This is a genomic window from Kitasatospora sp. NPDC059327, from assembly GCF_042752535.1.
Taxonomy (GTDB): Bacteria; Actinomycetota; Actinomycetes; order Streptomycetales; family Streptomycetaceae; genus Kitasatospora.
Map to the genome: position 1 here is coordinate 1 of NZ_JBHYYB010000108.1, position 19,121 is coordinate 19,121.

Annotated in this window: 16 protein-coding genes and 1 pseudogene; 8 read left to right on the forward strand and 9 right to left on the reverse strand. The window is 70.6% G+C overall.

Features of this window, described 5'->3' with window-relative positions; translation table 11 throughout:
- Nucleotides 1–86: 86 nt before the first annotated feature.
- Together ACFXHB_RS37735 and ACFXHB_RS37740 are read right to left on the reverse strand one after the other, a co-directional pair.
- Complete coding sequence (locus ACFXHB_RS37735; RefSeq protein WP_380580413.1) at nucleotides 87–1,127, reverse strand: SMI1/KNR4 family protein; 1,041 nt, start codon at nucleotides 1,125–1,127, stop codon at nucleotides 87–89.
- A 72-nt stretch (nucleotides 1,128–1,199) separates the two neighbouring features.
- Nucleotides 1,200–2,416, reverse strand: a pseudogene (locus ACFXHB_RS37740) (IS110 family transposase).
- A 310-nt stretch (nucleotides 2,417–2,726) separates the two neighbouring features.
- On the opposite strand from ACFXHB_RS37740, the gene ACFXHB_RS37745 reads away from it, so the two are divergent.
- Together ACFXHB_RS37745 and ACFXHB_RS37750 are read left to right on the forward strand one after the other, a co-directional pair.
- The gene (locus ACFXHB_RS37745; protein ID WP_380580415.1) at nucleotides 2,727–4,373 is read left to right on the forward strand and encodes an IS1182 family transposase; all 1,647 of its coding nucleotides are present in this window, start codon (nucleotides 2,727–2,729) and stop codon (nucleotides 4,371–4,373) included.
- A gap of 235 nt (nucleotides 4,374–4,608) precedes the next feature.
- Nucleotides 4,609–5,262 carry a hypothetical protein gene (locus ACFXHB_RS37750; RefSeq protein WP_380580417.1) on the forward strand — a complete coding sequence of 218 codons (654 nt, stop codon included), beginning with the start codon at nucleotides 4,609–4,611 and terminating at the stop codon, nucleotides 5,260–5,262.
- A gap of 245 nt (nucleotides 5,263–5,507) precedes the next feature.
- Here ACFXHB_RS37750 and ACFXHB_RS37755 read toward each other — a convergent pair whose 3' ends face one another.
- Nucleotides 5,508–6,119: a hypothetical protein gene (locus ACFXHB_RS37755; RefSeq protein WP_380580419.1), complete on the reverse strand. Its 612-nt coding sequence runs from the start codon at nucleotides 6,117–6,119 to the stop codon at nucleotides 5,508–5,510.
- Between the two features lie 404 nt (nucleotides 6,120–6,523).
- On the opposite strand from ACFXHB_RS37755, the gene ACFXHB_RS37760 reads away from it, so the two are divergent.
- Nucleotides 6,524–6,799: a hypothetical protein gene (locus ACFXHB_RS37760; protein ID WP_380580421.1), complete on the forward strand. Its 276-nt coding sequence runs from the start codon at nucleotides 6,524–6,526 to the stop codon at nucleotides 6,797–6,799.
- Nucleotides 6,800–7,572: 773 nt separating this feature from the next.
- Here the strand turns inward: ACFXHB_RS37760 and ACFXHB_RS37765 are convergent.
- From ACFXHB_RS37765 to ACFXHB_RS37780, 4 genes are all read right to left on the reverse strand, one after another.
- Entirely contained in the window at nucleotides 7,573–7,821 is a 249-nt protein-coding gene (locus tag ACFXHB_RS37765; protein WP_380580423.1) for a hypothetical protein, read from the reverse strand.
- A 215-nt stretch (nucleotides 7,822–8,036) separates the two neighbouring features.
- On the reverse strand, nucleotides 8,037–8,354 hold the full coding sequence (locus ACFXHB_RS37770) for a hypothetical protein (protein WP_380580425.1): 318 nt from the start codon (nucleotides 8,352–8,354) through the stop codon (nucleotides 8,037–8,039).
- A complete protein-coding gene (locus ACFXHB_RS37775) occupies nucleotides 8,347–8,643 on the reverse strand; it encodes a hypothetical protein (RefSeq protein ID WP_380580427.1) in 297 nt (98 codons plus the stop codon). The genes ACFXHB_RS37770 and ACFXHB_RS37775 overlap by 8 nt, the downstream gene beginning before the upstream one ends.
- Nucleotides 8,644–8,825: 182 nt before the next feature.
- Nucleotides 8,826–9,257, reverse strand: a complete 432-nt coding sequence (locus tag ACFXHB_RS37780) for a winged helix-turn-helix domain-containing protein (protein ID WP_380580429.1) — start codon at nucleotides 9,255–9,257, stop codon at nucleotides 8,826–8,828.
- Nucleotides 9,258–9,797: 540 nt separating this feature from the next.
- On the opposite strand from ACFXHB_RS37780, the gene ACFXHB_RS37785 reads away from it, so the two are divergent.
- Genes ACFXHB_RS37785 through ACFXHB_RS37795 form a run of 3 tightly spaced genes read left to right on the forward strand, consistent with a single transcriptional unit; the run spans nucleotide 9,798 to nucleotide 12,804 of the window.
- Nucleotides 9,798–11,297, forward strand: coding sequence for a replication initiator (locus ACFXHB_RS37785; RefSeq protein ID WP_380580431.1), 1,500 nt, complete (start codon nucleotides 9,798–9,800; stop codon nucleotides 11,295–11,297).
- Nucleotides 11,294–11,479, forward strand: a complete 186-nt coding sequence (locus tag ACFXHB_RS37790) for a helix-turn-helix domain-containing protein (RefSeq protein WP_380580433.1) — start codon at nucleotides 11,294–11,296, stop codon at nucleotides 11,477–11,479. The genes ACFXHB_RS37785 and ACFXHB_RS37790 overlap by 4 nt, the downstream gene beginning before the upstream one ends.
- The gene (locus ACFXHB_RS37795) at nucleotides 11,479–12,804 is read left to right on the forward strand and encodes a tyrosine-type recombinase/integrase (RefSeq protein ID WP_380580435.1); all 1,326 of its coding nucleotides are present in this window, start codon (nucleotides 11,479–11,481) and stop codon (nucleotides 12,802–12,804) included. Before ACFXHB_RS37790 ends, ACFXHB_RS37795 begins: the two co-directional genes overlap by 1 nt.
- Nucleotides 12,805–12,881: 77 nt before the next feature.
- Here the strand turns inward: ACFXHB_RS37795 and ACFXHB_RS37800 are convergent, their stop codons facing one another.
- Nucleotides 12,882–13,343 (reverse strand): hypothetical protein, encoded by a 462-nt coding sequence (locus ACFXHB_RS37800; protein WP_380580437.1) that lies wholly within the window; start codon nucleotides 13,341–13,343, stop codon nucleotides 12,882–12,884.
- 86 nt (nucleotides 13,344–13,429) lie between these two features.
- Nucleotides 13,430–17,572 carry a polymorphic toxin-type HINT domain-containing protein gene (locus ACFXHB_RS37805; protein ID WP_380580439.1) on the reverse strand — a complete coding sequence of 1,381 codons (4,143 nt, stop codon included), beginning with the start codon at nucleotides 17,570–17,572 and terminating at the stop codon, nucleotides 13,430–13,432.
- A 491-nt stretch (nucleotides 17,573–18,063) separates the two neighbouring features.
- On the opposite strand from ACFXHB_RS37805, the gene ACFXHB_RS37810 reads away from it, so the two are divergent.
- A complete protein-coding gene (locus ACFXHB_RS37810; RefSeq protein WP_380580441.1) occupies nucleotides 18,064–18,543 on the forward strand; it encodes a hypothetical protein in 480 nt (159 codons plus the stop codon).
- A 59-nt stretch (nucleotides 18,544–18,602) separates the two neighbouring features.
- On the forward strand, nucleotides 18,603–19,100 hold the full coding sequence (locus ACFXHB_RS37815) for a hypothetical protein (RefSeq protein ID WP_380580443.1): 498 nt from the start codon (nucleotides 18,603–18,605) through the stop codon (nucleotides 19,098–19,100).
- Nucleotides 19,101–19,121 lie beyond the last annotated feature (21 nt).

A 19,121-nucleotide genomic window follows, 5' to 3' on the forward strand; every position in this document is an offset into this window, starting at 1 on the left:
GACGACCACGCCGACCGACTCGCTGCCGTCATCGACAGCAAGCGCTCAACTCGCCAAGTCAACCGCTCATCCGCCAAGTGAAGCGCTCAGTCACAAGTTCGCAGCTCGGGTTCGGAGCCGGGTTCGCGGGGGCCTTCCACGAAGTCGATGTAGTCGACGTCGTCCTCCTCCACCTCGTAGGCGTCTTGCTCCAGCAGTTCCAGGTAGCGGGCGAGGAGTGAGGTGACGGAGTCGCAGACGTAGAGAGGTCCGTCGTAGTAGTCGCGGCCGATCTGGATCACCTGGCCGGGACGGCCGGCACGGGCCGGGGACATATCGACCGCCAGGTAGTTGCCGTCATCGGCGGTGGCGAACGGGAGCCAGCCCGGGTGCCCGTGGCAGCGCCGGATGGTGTCGAGCGGGTCGGCGTCGAGCACGACGGAGTCCCAGGAACTTTCCCAGCCGGGCCACACCGGTTCTCTCAGGCCGGCGTTGGCGGCGACCAGGCGTGCCAGCGGCATCCAGCCGAGGTTGCCGAAGAGGCCGAGCGCTTCGTCTCCGCTGCCGTCGGCGATCAGGTAGAGCGCGCGCAGGTCGGCGGGCAGAGGCCGGCCGAGTCGGCGCTCGGCGTCGTCGAGCGCCGCAGTGGTCACAGGTGGTGGCAGCTTTTCGGCGTGCCCCAGGATTGCGGTACGCCGCTCCAGATAGGCCCGGAACCGGGCGATGGTCAGGTCCGGATCGCCCGCCGGGGCTGCGGTGCCCTCCTCCTGGGCGAAACCCGGCTGGGACAGCCGGTAGCCGTGATCCAGGACGGTCACGAAGCCTGGACGTTCACCGTGAAGCCGGGAGACGGTGTCCCGGGACGCAACCAGAGTGAACTCCCCGGACGGCCGGCACCGTATCTCCAGCCTGGTGCACTCCCAGCCACGGGCCGCGCCCACCGCCGCCGTCACGTCGTCCAGGTCCTGGAAGATTCCGGACGGGTGGATCGGCCGTTGCTCCGCGCCAGCGATGGTGTACTGACCGGAGATGCCGAAGCCAAACAGACCTCCGGTGCTGACCAGCACCGCCTCCGTCCATCCATCGGGTGCGTTCGCCATCATCTTCTCGGCCACCCGCGCAACGCCCTGCTCTACCAGCTCGGCCATGATCTGCTCCGGTTCTGTCGGCCCTGCCGGCGATCATCGCAGGAGGCCATGACAGACCCATGGGCTGGAGTATCAAGCGGCGAGTGCGTGGGCCCGGTGGGACCAGGCGGTCGCCTCGTCGTACGGTGTGCCGGTCTTCAGGCAGCCGTGCAGGATGCCGACGAGCCGGTTGGCGAGTTGGCGCAGGGCAGCGTTGAACTCGATGCCGCGGGCTCGTTGCTTCTCGTAGTAGGCCCGGGCTCCGGCGGAGACCCGCAGTGCGCAGAAGGCTTGGGCGATCAGGGCGTCGATGAGCCGGTCGTTGCGGACGTACCGGGCGGTCACGGCCTTCTTTCTGCCGGAGGCGCGGGTGATCGGGCTGGTGCCGGCATAGTTCTTGCGGGCCTTGGCGCTGGCGTAACGGTGAGGGTCGTCACCGAATTCCGCGAGTACTCGGGCGCTGAGCAGCGCTCCCAGCCCGGGCTGGGAGCGGATGATCTCGGCGTGCGGGTGCTGGCCAAAGTATGCCTCGACCTGCCCGTGCAGAATGTTGACCTGCTCGTTCAAGGTGACCAGCAGCGCGACGAGCGCGCGTACCGAGTCGGCGTAGGCCGCAGTAACCGCGGCGGGCTGGCCCAGGTGCTTGGCGCGCAGTACGGCCTGGATCCTGGTGGTCTTGTCAGCGATGTTGCGCCGACGGGCGCGCTTGAGGGCCGCACTGATCTGCGTGGTCGTCAGCTTCGCCGCGGTCGCGGGGTCAGGTGCCTTGGCCAGTAGTTCGAGGACGTCGGGGGCGTCCAGGTCTTCGAACGCCTCCAGGACGGCGGGGAAGTAGTCGAGCAGGGCGTGCCGCAACCGTTGCGTGGTGCGGGTCCTCTCCCAGATCAGGGTCTTGTGGATGCGCGTCACCACCTTGACCGCTTCGGCGTCGGCGGTGTCCCCGGAAACCGGGCGGAGCTGGTGGGAGTCGGTGCGCACCATGTCGGCGAGCATGTGTGCGTCGGCCGCGTCGCTCTTGGCCCCAGACACCGCCAGACGCTCCCGATACCGGGAGGCCTGCAGTGGGTTGACCGCGTACACCGTGTAACCGGCGGCGATCAGCGCCTGCACCCACGGGCCTCGGTCGGTCTCGATCCCGATCACCACCTCGGCCTTGCTGTTCTCGCCGAGCTCGGCACCGATCATCGCGTGCAGTCGCTCGATCCCCGCTACGCCCTCCGGCAGCCGAGCCTTGGACAGCCGGCGGCCCGTGGCGTCCATCTCTCAACGTCGTGGTGGTCCTGGGCCCAGTCGTCCCCAACGAACAGCAACTCGTCCTCCGTCATCAACCTTGATCGGCAATAGCCCGCAGGAGAACCATCAGCGACCCAATAAGGCTGTGCTCACGCCGCAATCGGGCGGGCACGACATCCCATCAGCGATTTCGCTCCTGGCCGACCGGCAGGGGCACGATCTGTCAACAGGACTCAATGTCCAGGGAAGAGAGAGTGCTCACCTGCCGGCGGCTACCGGGCACCGAGTCTGCCGGATGGAGCCTCGGTAGGTCTTATTAGGGAAAACGACGGCCTGTACGACCCCGTTGGGGCTGTACAGGCCGTCGTCGTGTTCAGGGGTGGGTTCGTGTCGTTGCGTGGGGTGGGACCGGAGGAAATCCCGGAGGAGACCGCTCGGGTCGCTCGGGTGGTGTTTCCGAAGGGCTGTCTGGCGATGCGGATGCGGGACACGCTCGGGCCAGTGTTCACCGATGCTCAGTTCAAGGAGTTGTTCCCGGGGCGGGGGCGTCCGGCGTTGTCACCGGCACGGCTGGCCATGGTCTCGGTCCTGCAGTTCGCGGAGGGCTTGACCGATCGGCAGGCCGCGCACGCGGTCCGCTCGCGTCTGGACTGGAAGTACGCCCTGTCCTTGGAGCTGACCGATACCGGTTTCGATTTCTCGGTGCTCAGCGAGTTCCGGTCCCGGCTGATCGGGGCGGATGCGGGCCGGGCGGTGTTCGACGCGGTGCTGCGGGCCGCTGGAGAGGTCGGGCTGGTCAAGCCCGGCGGACGACAGCGCACGGATGCCACCCACGTGCTGGCCGCGACCAGGGATTTGAACCGGTTGGAGTTCGTGGTCGAGACACTGCGCGTGGCGCTGAACCAGATTGCCGAGGCGGCCGGGGGCTGGCTGGCGGCGGTGGCGGCGCCGGAGTGGTTCGACCGCTACTCGGCCCGGCCGGAGGACAGCCGTTTCCCGTCCCGGTGGGCGGCCCGCGTTGAGCACGGTGATCAGTGCGGTGCCGACGGCATGGTGCTGTTGAAGGCCGTCTGCTCGGCCGCGGCTCCGCCCGGTCTGCGGTTCCTGCCCGCCGTTGAGGTCCTACGGCAGACATGGGTGCAGCAGTTCCAGCACGTCGATGGCGCTGTTCGCTGGCGCGAGCTGACGAACCTGCCACCCGGCCTGATCCGCTTACGCACTCCGCACGAGCCCGATGCCCGGACCGGAGCGAAGCGGGAACTTGGCTGGTCCGGCTACAAGGTCCACCTGAGTGAGACCTGCGAGCCCGACGCCCCGCATCTGATCACCCACATCCACACCACGGCGGCGCCCGTGGCCGACGTCGTCGTCCTGGAGGACATCCACGCCGCCCTGGCCGAGCGCGAACTCCTGCCGGACGAGCACCTGGTGGACGCCGGGTACATGGACGCCCAGCAGATCCACCACGCCCGGCGTGACCACCGCCTGAATCTGGTTGGCCCGGTCAGAACCACCACCGTGAAGGGCCAGGCGACCGGAGAGGTCTTCGATAACACCCACTTCACCGTCGACTGGGACCACCGCCGGGCGAGCTGCCCGGGCGGACGGACCAGCGTTCAGTGGCGAGAGGCCCGGAGCCAGTCGGGCGCCTCGGTCACCCGTGTCCGCTTCGCGGGCCGGCACTGCGACCCCTGCGAACTACGGACCTCGTGCACCAACGCCAGGACCGGCCGCAATCTCACCTTGAGACCGAAAGCCGAGCACGACATCCTTCGCCAGGCCCGCATCGAGCAGGAGACCGACCACTGGCGCCGCCGCTACGGACACCGCGCCGGCGTCGAGGGCACCATCTCCCAAGCCGTCCAGGCCTTCGACCTGCGTAGATCCCGTTACCGCGGCCTCGCCAAGACCCAACTGCAGCACCACTTCACCGGCGCGGCCATCAACCTCGCCCGCCTCGACGCCTGGCTCACCGGGAGACCCCTCGCCCGAACCCGCGTCTCACCCTTCGCAGCACTCCGCCCCGCTGGATGAAATCCAACGGGGCGGAATTTACCAACAGCGTCCGTTACGGTTGGGGCCTGTGATTCAAAGTCTTACCCCGGTCGCATGACCTAAGTCAGAGGCTGTACCGGGGAATCTGGATCCATGATGGCGAATGCTGGTGCATGTTTAACCGACACCGCAGCAGCTCGGCCCGCTGACACGGCTCGTCTCCAGCCCCGGGCTCGCCCCCTACCTCGCCCATGCCTCCACCAAGCAGCAGGCCATGGCCCTGTACCTGTGGAACATCCAGGTCACCGGCGCGTGCGCGGAGACCGTCGCACTCGCCGAGGTCGTTCTGCGCAACGCAATGAACGACCAGCTCACCGCGGCGTTCGGCCCGCTCTGGTACTCCAAGGCCGAGCTGTTCGACGACCGCACCGCGAGGGACATCCGTTCCGCGTGGACCGGCATCACCATGCCCAAGGACCCCGCCACCGGAACGCCGGTGGAGAAGACCGTGAGGAACGTCCCGGCGGGCAAGGTCGTGGCGAACACGATGCTCGGTTGCTGGGTCAACCTCCTCGACCGCGGCGGCACCCGCGGAGAGGGGCCGATGCTCAAGCGGGTCGACTACGACTCCACCCTGTGGCGCAAGGCCCTCTACAAGGCGTTCCCGCACGGCAACGGCAAGCGGGCCACCGTCCACGAGAGCGCCAGCCGCATGCGGGCCCCGCGCAACCGCGCCGCCCACCACGAGCCGCTCATCGACGGCGTGCCCCTGCCCGGCCAGGGCCTGCGTGGTGGCGGGATCCGGCGCCTCACCCTCGCCGAGGCCCACCAGGAGGTACTGGACCTGGTCGGCTACATCGACCAGGACGTCGCCGACTGGCTCGCCAAAGCCAGCCGCGTACCCCGGCTGCTCGCCACCCGGCCCTGACCCAGGATCCCGGGCACCGCCGGCCGTGAAGGCGGTCAGCCCCGGGTCTCCGGGGCGACGGCGAGGCGCCCGGGACCGCGCCGGCGGCGCGCACCCGGCGCGGCCGGCGGGGGTCGGCCGCGGGCGGTTCCAGGAACGGGGCCCGCTCCACCGCGAGCGGCCGCGCCCCGCCGGACGGCTGAACGGGGGTGTCGGTGGCGGGCTCGGGGAACGGGCGGTAGAGCGGGCGGCGGCCGGACTCATGATCACGGTCTGGCAGCGCCGGCGGCCCGCCGGGCACGGTCCGGCAGTATCCCGGGCCGGGGATCAGTCCCCGCCCTGTGGGCCTTCCTCGGCGATCCAGGGTGAGGCGGCCGGCAGCCTGGGCGAACAGCCCGAACGCCAGCATCAGCGACCCTGGGGATCCGGGCGCCCCGGCCCGGGATCGAGCGTCGGGGCGAAGTGGTAGGCGAGCAGGGCGGACGCGGCGGCCACCGCGTCCCGCGCCGCGGCCAGGGCCTCGATGTCCGGGTGCCGCTCATCCGGGCCGGCCGCCGGCCGAGGTCGCCGAGCAGCAGGCTGGTGCGCAGAACGAGCAGCAGCCGGTCCAGGTTCTCCGGATCCGGCACCGCGGCCGCGACCACCTCGGCTCGCACCGGCCCGTACGCCGAGCGCAGCGCCTCGATGTCGGCGCTGGCCTGCTCCGCCGCATCCAACTCCGCGCCGACCAGGTGCGCCTCGGCGGCGCCGAGCAGCGCGGTGGCCAGCATCACCGCGCGGGTGTGGTCGTCGGCGACCGCGTCCGGGCGCCAGTCGACGCCCAGCACCGCGAGCGCGGCGCGCAGCCGCGCCACGTGCTGCGCCGAACGGCCGGCCATCGACCCGCCTCCGTCCCTTCGCCCCGCCCCTACCACCGGCCTGCCCTGCGGGGCGCCGCTCGGCGCGGATCATCGTGCGCGGAGTGCCGTACATCCTGGACGCCCTGCCCGCGTTCGCTGGCCTTGCCCGCCCGGTCACCCACCTGCGGCGCCTGCCCCAGGCCGGCGGCGGCGCGGTGCCCGCCGGTGTTGGCCCGGATTGTGCGTCTCGGGGTCCGGCGGGCACCGGCAGCAGCGTAGCGGGCGAAGGCCCGCCGGCCCGGCTTCTACCGCGCGGCGTGCGACGGGTCCTCGGGGGCGACGACGGCGATCCGCACGGTCGGCGGCCAGGGCGGGGTGGGGGTGTGCTTCGGTTGGGCGCGGTCGCGTTGCGGGTCTTCGGCGGGCTGCCGAGTGTTGTGTGTATGACGACCGCACTTGACCGGGGTGAGCGGGATCAGCTCGCCGCTTTGCTGGAACGGCTTCCGGCGGTACCCGGGAACGACTCGAAGAGCGTCCGGGTGGACGAGACACTGCTGGAGGCGGCGGTCGCGCTGTTGGGCCAGTTCTCGGCCGCGTTCACCGGCGAGCCGGTCGGCCGGGCGGCCGGGATCGTCGCGGACAGGCTCCAGCTCAGCGTCCCGATGACGGCGATCCTGGCGCTGAGAAAGAGCCTGGACGACGGCGTGGAGATCCGCTGACTCGCCTCTGACGGACCGACCACCACCCGATCTCGGCCCCGCCCCGTCGCCGCGTCGCCCGCGGCGGGGCGGGGCCGTGCTGTCATGCCGTGGAACGCGACCCGCGGGGTGTTCTCGGGGAACACCCTCGCGGGCCGGGCGCGTCGTCAGGCGAGGGGGATGACGCCCTCGCCGGCGGTGGCCTGCCGAAGGCGGAGGCTGGGGGCGTTCCGCGGAGCCCCGGCCGGTGGGAGGCCGGCCGCGCGGGCACGACCGCTCTGCCGGGCGGCCCAGGAATGCTGTGGTGGGCCGGCCCTGCCGGGAATGCCAGACCCGCGTATCGGCGAGGACCAGGCCTTTGACCCCTGCGATACCTCGGCCACGAACATGCCAAACGAAGGCGCATGGCGTCCGGGGCACACGAAGTGCTCCGCGCCCCGGCCTGGCGTGCCCCGACCCGCCGAGAGCGCGTTGACCGGTCATGAACGATCACACGCCGTTCCCGTCCCCACCGCCGACCGGGCCGACGGCTGGGCCGGCCACGGCCCGGACGGCGGATCCGGCGGCGCAGGGCGGGCGGCAGCCGGATGGTCCAGCGCATCCGGGCGCTGGTCACGGGTGCGGGGGCGAAGCACTCCGCGGCCCGCCCCAACGGTTCCGGTGTCCGCGACGCCGGCCCGGCTGCCGCCCGTACTCGGCGGTACGGAAGGGACAGGCGCCGTCACGGCCGGGGCGGGGAGAGCTGAGGGGCGGCCGGCGGGCACCCACAAGGCGCCGCCAGGCCAGCTCTCCGGCTACCGGTCGGGCAGCAGCTCGGCGAGCATCGCCACGATCGGGTCGAGCTGGTCGAGCTGGATGACGACCGTGGGGCCCACCACCCCGTACTCGGGATCGTCCAGGCGCAGCACGGTCGCACCGGGGCCCCGGCCACGGAATTCGGTGGGGAGCAGGTCGAGCAGCTTGTCCAGGACGTCGGCGAGCTCGGCGCGGGAGTGGTCGGTCACGTCGACGGACAGGAACGCCTCGGGTACGGGAGTGGTCATGACAGCCATGCTCGCGCGCGGGGCACCTGCCAGGACAGCGGTCCGGCCGAGGATCACCGGAATGAGGTAGAGCGCCCACGGGTGATGGGAGCAGGTCGGTGAGCAGCCGGGGCGATGTGGTGCACGGGGAGGGCCTCCTCGAACCGCGTAGAGAAAATCTGGACGCACACCCACGGCTGGCACGGTGGGGTTGGGAGCCCGCAGGGGAGGGGCGGTCAGTAGAGCTGGACGCGCGTGATGACGCAGTGGGGTTCGGGGGCGGCGGCGACGACCACGTACTCGGCGACGCCGAGGGAGCCACCGGACCCCGGTGGGATGCGCCGCTGCTGGGGCCAGCGGTCGGAGGCCGTGCTGCCGGGCACCAGGCCGCGCGTGGTGTTGATCAGCGCGCTGGCGGAGACGATGGCGCTGAAGACCTCGCCGGTCACGGCCGGGTCCTGAAACAGGGCCTCGACCTCCGGGGACAGGTAGCAAGGCCACCCGTCGTCGTCCACCCCGTCCTCGTCGTCGTACGGAGTTCCGGAGTCACTCAACGGGCAGCCCCGCCGCACGCCGGGCCTCGATCGCGTCGGCCACGCTTGTCAGGGGCAGCGTGCCGGCGAGGGCGGCAGCGGCGAGCTGATCCCCATGGGTCTGGTCGGCGTCAAGCACCGCCTCGCACCACCAGTGCCGCAGGACTGCCTCTGCCTCCTGTGGAGCCGCCGCCAGCAGCTCGCGGTAGAACTCCATCCGCCGCGCCCCGGACAGCGCCGCAGCGATCCCCTCCGCGTTGCGCGGCACCGGATCGCCCGCGCCTTCCATATGGACGGACTGCACCGACATGGCCACCTCCCTGTCTCTGCCCCTACCCGACCAGTCTGCCTCCCCGGCGCCACAGGCGTCGACACGGCCGCCGTCCCGGTGGGGCTCTGGACCCGAGCCGACCCTATCCGGGTCACGTACGCGAAGCGCCGAGCGCCGGGAATGTCACCCGACCCAGTGACCGGCGAGCGGATATCCCCAGGTCATTCGCGGTGCGTGCCGCTCAGCTCCAGGGCTTCGACGCGGCCACGCAGGGCGGTGAGCTGTTTAAGCGCCTCGGCAAGCGCCAGCTCCAGCGCCTCGACGCGAGCCGCCGTCCCGCCCACAGGCGCGTTCCCTACCTCCGGGTCACCGGTGTCGGCGTCGGTGGCGAGGCGGGCGTCGGGGTGGGCGACGAAGGCTCCCTTGCCGGGGCGGGAGATCGCGTAGCCGTCCTGCTTCAGCAGGGCCATGGCCTTCTGCACGGACAGGCTGGAGGCCCCGTACTCCGCCATCAGCACGGCCTGCGTCGGCAGCGCGTCCCCCGGCTTCAGCCCGCCGGAGCGGATCCGTTCCCGCAGGGCCTCGGCGATGACCTCGAACGTCAGCAGCACCGTGCCGCCCGCCGGTCTGCGCCCCCGCCGCCCCACCGTCACCGCAGGTCACCCCGCATTCTCTGCGCCTCTACCACCGAAATCCGGCCTGTCCACAACGGAAGACCGGGGCCACAGTACTCGCGTCCCCACCGGCCACCGAAACAGATGAGGAGGGATGCACTTGAATGCGCGCTTGAAGCGATGCTACCTTCACGCACCGCTGGTGAGCACCACCGCTGATCAGGCCAGACGTCCCCGGCCCACCACCCACGCCCGCCGTCACGCGCACCGTGCCCACGTGCGCCGATCACCCGGGGCGCCCCTCAATCGCCTCTCCTCTTCCCCCGGCTCCTGCCGGAGGTCTGTCCCCATGCCCGCGCAGCTCCAACTCCGCACCCCCGCAACCACTTCCACTCCCGCCAGCGCGGCGTTCGCCGCACCGGCGCTCACCACCACCCCGACACGTCCGCAAACAGGAACTCCGCGCTGGAACTCCGGGCGCGGCTGACTGCCAGGCTGGCCAAGCTCGCCGCCGCCGGATACCTCGCGCCCCTGGCCCGGCAGATCGGCTCCCTGGGCGGCTGCGCCCGCCCGATCCGGATGACCGGACACCGCACCCGCCTGGACACCGCCACCGGCCAGATCCTCGACCGCCTCGACACCCGCCTCCTCCCCGCCGGCGAACTCCTGGTTCGCTGCGGCAACCGCCGCGCCACCCGCTGCCCTGCCTGCTCCACCCTCTACCGCTACGACACCTACCAGCTCATCGCCGCCGGACTACGCGGCGGCAAGACCATCCCCACAACCGTCGCCAGCCACCCCCGCGTCTTCGCCACCCTCACCGCCCCCGGCTTCGGCCCCGTCCACAACCAACCCGGCACCACCCCGTGCACCTGCGGCACCCGGCACGCCGACGGCGACCCGCTCCTCGGCACCCCGCTGAACCCTGAGCGGTACGACTACACCGGCGCGGTGCTGTGGAACGCCCACGCACCCGCTCTGTGGGCCCGCTTCACCACCCACCTGCGCCGCGAGATCGCCAAGGCCGCCGGACTGACCCAACGCACCCTGCGCCACCACGCCACGCTCTCCTACGCCAAGGTCGCCGAATACCAAAAGCGCGGCCAGATCCACTTCCACACCGTCATCCGCATCGACGGACCCACCGGCCCCAACAGCACCCCACCCACCTGGGCCACCACCCAGCTCCTCGACCACGCCATCCGCGCAGCCGCGAACCGCACTCGCGTCCAACACCAACACCCATCCCGGGCTGGGGAGGCCGACACGGCACAGTCGGCAGAGCCCACGGTGTTCCGCCTCGGGCGGCAGATCGACGTCCGCGCGATCCGCAGTACCGACTTCACCGGCGACATCCCCGTCACCGACCGCCACGTCGCCGCCTACATCGCCAAGTACGCCACCAAGGGCGCCGAGACCACCACCGGCACTCTCGACCGCCGACTGCGCCTCCTGGCCGAACTCGCCCAGCACGACCTCACCGACCACGCCCGCCGCATGATCCACACCGCCTGGCACCTCGGCACCCAGCCTCAGCACGCCCACCTCCGCCTGCGCCAGTGGGCCCACATGCTCGGCTTCCGAGGCCACTTCTCCACCCGCACCCGCCACTACTCCACCACCCTCACCCACCTCCGAGCAGAACGCACCACCCGGCGCGGCCGCCAACATGACGCCATCTCTGCCTCGACGCCGCTCGACCCGGCCACTGTCGCCCGACACGCCGGACAGGAACCGACCGGTGAGGGCCAGCCGGTCACTGGCCGCCGCAGTGACCGCGAGGACCGCGCTGACCTGACCGCCGGTCACACCGACCCCGGCCCCGGTCACCGCGCAGGTCACCGCCCGAAGGACAGGCGATCCGGCGGCCCGGACACGACCCTGGTGATCTCGCACTGGCAGTACGCGGGAACCGGCCTCCTACCCGAACTCGCCCACCTCGCTGACCTCCTGTCCACCACACCGCGCCCCCGCACCGAACAACCGAACCGCCCCCGGCAGGCACGGCGCGCCGGTGACCCGGCCGGTCACACCACCGACCCGCTGACCACCACTATCCAGTCGGGGGCGATCGCGTGACCGCCGAGGCCGAACTCCTCACCGTTCCCGAGGTCATGGCACGCCTAAAGATCAGCCGCTCCACCGTCTACGACCTCATCCGCACCCGGCGGCTGGCCTCGATCACCATCGGCCGCGCCCGCCGCATCCCCGCTCACACTCTGACCGCCCTCGTCCACCAGCAACTCGCAGAGGCAGCCTGATGACCAGCTCCGAAGCCAACCCCGCCCCCAGCACCAGCACCACTTCTCGCAGGGTCCGCGCCAACGGTGACGGCACCGTCTACCAGCGCAAGGACGGCCGTTGGGAAGCCGCCGGATACGTCCTGGCCGTCGGCGACACCCGCAAGCGCATCCGCGTCTACGGGAGCACCCGCAAGGAGGCGCTGGCCCAGCTGACCGGGAAGATCGCCACCAGCAACCGCGGCATACCCGCCCCCACGGCCCAGGGCACCGTTGGTGCGTTCCTCACCTACTGGCTGGAGACCGTCGCCGTCCACCGGCTCCGCGAGAACACCCACACCCGCTACACCGCCTGCACCCGCCTCTATCTCATCCCCGGCCTTGGCAAGAAGAAGCTCTCCAAGCTCACCGCCAAGGACGTCCGCACCTGGCTCGACCAACTCCGCACCACCTGCCAGTGCTGCGCACGCGGCCTCGACACCGCCCGCGACCAGCCCCAATGCTGCGCCATCGGAAAGTGCTGCGGCAAGCGGCTCTCCCCGCTGACCTTGGCCTACGTCCACTCCGTCCTCAAGTCAGCCCTGGAACACGCCATCCGAGAGGAGGAGATCCCGCGCAACGTCGCCCGCAACGTCCGCATGGGCACACCCCGCCCCCGCCGCTTCGAACCCCTCACCGCCGAAGAAGCCCGAGCGTTCCTCACCGCCACGGACGGGCACCGGCTGAGCACACTGCTCGAACTCGCCCTGCGCACCGGACTCCGCAAGGGCGAACTCCTCGGCCTGCGCTGGGAAGACCTCGACCTGGCCGGCGGAACCGCCAGCATCCGCCGCACCCTCCAACGCACCAACAGCGGCGGCCTGACCGCCCTGCTCACCAAGACCCAGAGCTCCGAGCGGCGGATCGCCCTGCCGACGCCGTGCGTGCGCTCACTCGGACTCCACCGCGACCGGCAGTGCCAGGAGCGCCAAGCGGCGGGGGCGGCCTGGAAGGACAGCGGCTACGTGTTCACCCGGCCCAACGGCGCCCCGATCGAGGGAGCTACCCTCACCCGCCACTTCACCGCGCTGCTCCGCCGGGCCGGGCTCCGCCGCATCCGCTTCCACGACCTCCGCCACTCGGCGGCCACCCGCCTCCTGGTACAGGGCGTCGAACTCGTCGTCATCAAGGAACTCCTCGGCCACGCCCACATCGGTGTAACCGCCACCGTTTACGCCCACGTCCGACTCCGCCTCCAGCGCGACGCCATAGACCTCCTCGGCAACGCCCTCCGCGACCCCGCCCAGCCCACCATCCGACCCGACGACGGCGACGATCCGCCGCTTTGTGCAGCACCCGTCCACTGACGTTGCCGTCAACCGTTGCCGTCAGACGACCAGAAGCCCGCCAGAATTCGTTCTGGCGGGCTTCTGGGATCAACCACTCATGGAAGTGACGGAAATACCACTTCCCATGCCTTCAGGCGTGGATCGAATTCATCTCCAAAAGCAGCATGCATGGCGAGGAGCGTAGGCCACACCAGACCCTTTGCAGTCCTGAGCCGACGAATATCCGCAATATCACGACTTCGCCAATCGATTGAGACATCTCGGGCCTCTTCGGCCGACATCGAAATCTCACCGAGAAATATCTCTATCACGCGATTCGGATCAAGGATATCAACCTCCACATTCGGCGAAACGCGCTGCAGTAGAGCGGCAGAGAGATTCAGGCGGCGAATCACTGTCTCGTGGTGATCGATCGAACCAGAGGCCACCGCCGCTTCGAGAGCGTATGCGAGAGCTCTTGAACAAGTGGCCCATGACTCAGCGGAAAGACCACCGCACTCGCCGGTTAGGCGCATTGTCAGCAGCTCAACGACGCCCAACCACTGACCCGAGTCCATCTCAGAGGTTCCAGGAGTCCGTGAAGCCAGAGTCTCAGACAGTCCCAGAAGGTCAAGCTGGACGAGCTCGTCAAGTCTGGCTCTCACTAGAAATGCACTCCTGCCGCCGCGAACGCATCCTTACCGATTTGCGTCACATTCCAACCAGGCTGGAAGAAGTGACCGCTGTGATCATTGATATCGATGCCGAAGTACCCATCCCTCGACGACCCAGCAATATCAGCCTCGCCTGCCGCCCGCACCGGAGCCCCTCGACTGAGAACAGAATGAGAGATCTCGACGCCGTTCACAAATTTCGGCATGACAGCAAGCGACCCGTCCTCTAGTACTGCCCATTTGATCCTGCCGTCGCCAGAGTTGATTGCGGCATCGAATTTGGCAGACCCCACAGTAGTTGGAGACGCGCCCAGCTTCTCCGCGTCCGCCAATTCCTTCTCCAGAGTTCCAGGCATGTTGTTGGGATATAGCCCACACGCCGGACCGGTATTGTGCACCAAGACTGGCGTGGTGCCAGCGAGTACATAGTACGTGTGGATTTCACTGACAGTGAGGTTGAAGGCGGGCTGGAGGTTCGTTCGGCGCTGGACGCTGGTGATCTTTGCGGTGGCGCCGGTCGGGGTGCGCAGGGTGTCGCCTTCGGCGAGGTCTGCGGCGTCCCGCCATGTGTGCTGGTTCTGGGCCCAGTAGGGGTGGTGGTCGGTGGAGGTGATCGTGGCGGTCTTGCCGTCCGGTGTTGCGAGGGTCAGGTCTGTGAAGTCACGGTCGTCGGGTGTGTAGATCGTGGCGTCCACTGTTTGCGCGGCGGTTCGTCCGTCGACCGGGTCGGTGGCCAGTACGTGGTCGCCTGTCCGTACCTGCTCGATCGGGCGGGAGGTGCCGTCGGCCATCAGAACGGGGGTGCCGGCCGGGAAGCTGTTACCTCCGAGGCAGATCCCGACACGGGCGAGGGCGTCCTCGAGGAAGGTGGTGACCTTCCCGCCGAAGGGCAGGTGCCGTGCGAGGTCGAGGAGCTTTTGTGCCGGTCCGCTGAGCACGGTCATCGGGCTCGTGCAGGACGGCAGCTTCCCCATGGCGTCTCCCGAGAGAGCGCCTCCGATGCAGGCGCCCGACTGCCAGAAGAGGGCCGGCAGAGCCTCGAGGATAAAGCTCGCGTTGAAGGCGAGAACGGCGCTGTAGAGCGTGAAGAGGCTTATGTAGGCGCCGGCGGCGAAGACGAAGGCCTGGCTGAGCTTGTCCGCGACGTAGTCGATGCCCTTCAGGACGGGCCCCAGCCAGTCCTGAGGATTGCCCCAGTCGACCGGGCCGCCGATCTGGCGGATCGGTCCCGTGCTGATCTTGATGGCAAGGTCGGCGACGGCCTGTCGCCGCAATGTGTCCCTCTGCGCCTGGACGGCCGTGTCCTGCAGCTTCACCTCCTCGGCCAGTGCCTCGGCCTTGCGCTCTTCGATGGCGTGGATCGCGGCGGTGTCGAATGCCGACGCCGCGGCCTGTGCCGCGGTCCGGGCGTCGCTACCAGCCGCCTCGGCCGAGGCCCGCGCGGCCGACGCCGCCGCATAGGCAGTGCGCGCCGCTGTAAGCGCCCGGCCCGCGGAGTTCTGGGCCTGCTGGGCGGAGTAGCGGGCGCTGGCGGTGGCGCGGTCGGCGGTGGTCGCGGCCTCGCCGGCGGTCTTGGACGCCTGGGCGGCCTGCGCGGCGCTGGTCTCGGCCGACTTGGCCTTGTCCTTGGCCTGGGCCGCGTAGCCGGCGGCCCTCGTGGCCGCGTCCCGGGCCTGGCCGGCGGCGGTGGAGGCGTCGCCTGCCGCGCCCGCGGCCACGGCCGCGGCCTGCGCCGCCTCGGCGGCGCTCTGCTGGGCGTAGGCGGTGACGGCGGCGCCCTCGGCGATCAGCCGCTGCACGTCCGCGATGTGGGCGGCAGCGAGCTGGTCCTTGCGTTGGGCCGTGTACTGCCCCGTCTCGATGAACTCCCGCAGCATCTGCGGAGGCGCTTGCATGGCGATGCGGGCGGCAGCCTCGAGTTCGGGGCCGGCGCCGTTGCGCAGCTGGGCGGCCCTGACCTTGTCGTCGGCCATCTGGGCGTTGAATCGGCCGGGGCCGAGGTAGTCGCGCAGGGCCTGCACAGTGCCCGCCATGAGCGCGGTTTCGGCGGCGGCCTTCACCCCGGGGCCAGCGTCGTTCATGGATTGCGCGGTGGCGACCTGGTAATCCTTGACCGCGGCCGCGTACTGGCCGGTGGTCAGGAAGGCGGTCACCGCGGCCGCGTCGCCCTTGAGGGTCTGGGCGGCGGCGGAGCGGACGGCGGGCATCTCGGAGTTGGCGGCGAGGTTCGCTACGCGCTCGCGTTCGTCGAGCCGGATCGCCTTGGCGCGACCGGTGCGCACGTATTCCAGGACGGCGCTGTCGGAGCCGGAGAGGGCGGTGCGCGCGGCGGCAATGTCCCAGGGGCCGGAGATCTTCATCGACAGCAGGGCGAGCTTGCGGCCGTCGGTGGCGATCTGCGCGGTGTCCGCGTTCGGCTCGAGCACCGCCGTGGCGAGGCGGTCGGCCTCGTCCTGGTAGCGGCGGGCCTGCTGCACGGCGTCGCCGGCTTCCTTGCCCGCGTCGTCGTAGGCGGCGCGGGCGTCGATCGCCCGGTCGGTCGCGGCAGCGGTGCGGGCGGTGAGATCTTCGGCCTCGGTCCGCCGGGCCAGGTCCTGGACCTTGCCCGCCTGCTCGACGGCGGCCTGCGCCTCGTCCGCCAGGACCTTCGCCTGATCCGCGTGGATCTTGGAGTTCTGGGCGGCGGTGGCCGCCTCGCCCGCGTGCTGGGCCGCCTCGTCGGCTGCCTGCGCGGCGGCCTGCGCGTGGCCGGCGGCGGAGTTCGCCAGGCTCTTGGCGGCGGTGGCGAACAGGACCGCCTCGGCGACCAGCGACTTCGCGGCGTTGGCAGCGCGGGTGGCTTCCTCGGCGTGGCGGCGGGTCGAGGCCGCGGCCTGCTTGGCACGGGCCGACTGGGCTCCGGCGCGCTCGGCGAGTCCGCCGGCCCGCTCGGCGGACGCGGCGGCGTCCTTCGCGTCGGCTCCGGCGCCGGCCGCGGCTCCCGCCGCGACCTGGCTCGCGCTGCCCGCGACCATGGCCTCGTCCAGGGACCGGGCGGCGGTGAGCGCGTTCTCTGCCGCGGCCCGCGCGTCCAGCGCGGCCTGCGTGGCGTCCCCGGCCTTGTCCCGGTTCACCGCGGCCGAGGCAGCGGCACTGCGCGCCCGGGAAGCCGCCTGTGCCGCACCGGCGGCCGCGTACGCGGCCTGGGAGGCCGCCGCGGCGGCCGTGCGGGCGGCGTTGGTCGCCGAGCGCGCCGACTGCGCGGCGCTCTGCGCCGCGGTCCCCGCCTGATCCGCGGCCTGCGCCGCGCGGTCGGCGGCCGCCCCGGCCATGGCCTTGTCCGCGCCGGCCGCCTCGGTCTCGGCTGCGGCCCGGGCCGCAGCCTCCTTCGCCAGTTTCGATGACGCCACGGCCTGCGCGGAGGAGGCCTTCGCGGCCTCGGTCTCCCGTACCGCCTGCGCGGAGGCGTCCTTGGCCTGCTGAACCAACTGCGCGACCGTCGTGCGCTCGGCGTCGCGGGCGCGTGCCATGTGCTGGCCCACCGCCAGGAACTCGCGCACGTCCACGATCGAGCCGTTGAGCGCCAGACGCGCGGCGGCCTGCGTGTTAGGCCCGCCCTCGGTCAGGATCTGGACCAGCTTCACACGGTCGTCCGCCTCCCTGGCGGTGTACTGGCCCTGCGCCAGGAACGCCCGCAGGTCGTCGGCCGAGCCGAGCAGCGCGGCCTCGGCCGCCTTGCGCACCCCGGCGCCGGCGCCGTTCATCGACTGCGCGACCTGGACCTGCTGGTCCTTGACCAGCGCCTGCCGGTAGCCGCCGCCGAGGAAGGCCTGCAGGTCCTGGGCCGAGCCGAGCAGGGCCTTCTCGGCCAGCTCCCGCACCCTGGGACCGGCCAGCGTGTGGATCTGCGCCACCGCGACCTGGTCGTCCTTCACCTGCGCCGCGGCACGCCCGCTCTCGAGGAACAAGCGCACATCGGCGTCCGACCCGAGCAGCGCCGCCTCGGCCGCGGCCCTGACACCCGACTCCCCCGCTTCCCAGTAGCCGAGTGCCCTGACCCGGTCGGTGACCCACGAAGTACCCGGCGGTGTGCCGCCGTCCTGCCCCACCGCGAAGGCCGGAGCCGTTCCCAACAGACCGGCGAGCAACGCCAACGGCAACAGTCGAAGACTCAGCCCGCGCAGCGGAGTCCCCCACTCTCTACGTTTACGAACCAACGATATGCCCACCAGCAGCCCCTTTTGACTAGCCGTCTCGCCGGCACACCCGGCGCCCCCGAGAGCCTAATGCCAGACACCGACAAGGCAATACATGATGATACGTCAGGCAATGGTCGAGCAAAGTTCAGTCACCGGCGAAGCCCGGCCTCTCAGGGACGAGTTGGATCAGAAAGCGAGGCGGAACGAGTCCGCCGCAATAGATCGATTTGTCCCTGATGCGCACTAATTACTTACACGCGAATCGTCCCAAAAACCGCATCGGGAAACGGACATGACGGCCACTTGTCTGGCCAATGCCCTAGACTCTCGCGTCGTGCGGCCAGGCCGACCTATAGCCGGTCGCCCCTCCGCGCTGGCCATCTCCAGTTCGGACGCCTTCGCAGGGATAGGCATGCCTGCGCCGAAGAACCAGAAGAAGGTTTCAGATGAAGGCTCGTATACGATGGAAGATTGTTGTCGCCGCTATCTCGGCCGCTCTCGCGATCGGGGTCTCCACTGTCGCCTCGGCCGACAGCACCCCCGCGGGTAATTCCGCCGCCCCGCCCGTGATCGAGGACTTCGCCTACCCCGGGACGTCGCCGTTCCCGAAGCTGACCCTCCTGCGCGGGGACGGGCACATCGTCCTCGCCGACTGCTACACCGACGTCCAGATCAAGCTGTTCAGCAGCCTCGTGGGCGGTGCCGGCCCAGCGGCCTGCTTCCGGGTCACCGGTACCTCCGGGTTCCTGGCGCTCGAACTGCCACAGACCTTCAGTATCTGGACGGCGGGCTACGACGTACGCGCCCGCCTGACCACCGAAGCCGGCGTCACGACGACTGTCGACGTCCCCAAGAACACCGTGCAGAACGTCGCCGAAGGGCTCGGGCAGAAGCCGGCGACGCTGGTCGAGCTGCGGACCGGCTGACCCACCGCACACCCGGAACCCGCCATGACTCGAGCGACCCACCCCTCGGAAGGACCCGGATGAAACGCCGCACCCGCGGCCTGCTCACAGCGCTCGGCGCGGCCGTCGCCATCACGGCCTGCGTGTCCGTGCTCGCCGCGGCCGACACCACGCCGCCGGCCCCGCCGACGACGGCCGACACCTCCGCCGCCCCCCTCGCCCTCGAGGACTTCGCCTACCCCGGTGCCAACGGCGTCATCAAGGTCAAGCTCCTGCGCGGCGACGGGCACATCACCCTCGCCGACTGCTCCAGCCCCTCCCAGATCCAGATCTGGACCCGCGCCCCCGGCAACACCGACAACAGGATCTGCTTCGCCGCCGACACCACGACCGGCTTCCTCGCCCTGGAACTGCCCGACGTGTTCGCCGTTCAGACCAGCGGCCGCTCCCTGCGGGCGAGCCTCACCGCCGACGGCGGCACGCAGACTCTCGACGTCCCCAAGGACGGCTTCAAGGGCGTCGGTGAAGGAGTCAGCCGCGCGCCGACCACGGTCGTCGAACTGCGTGTCACCGGCTGATTTCCCGCCCCCCGCGCCCCT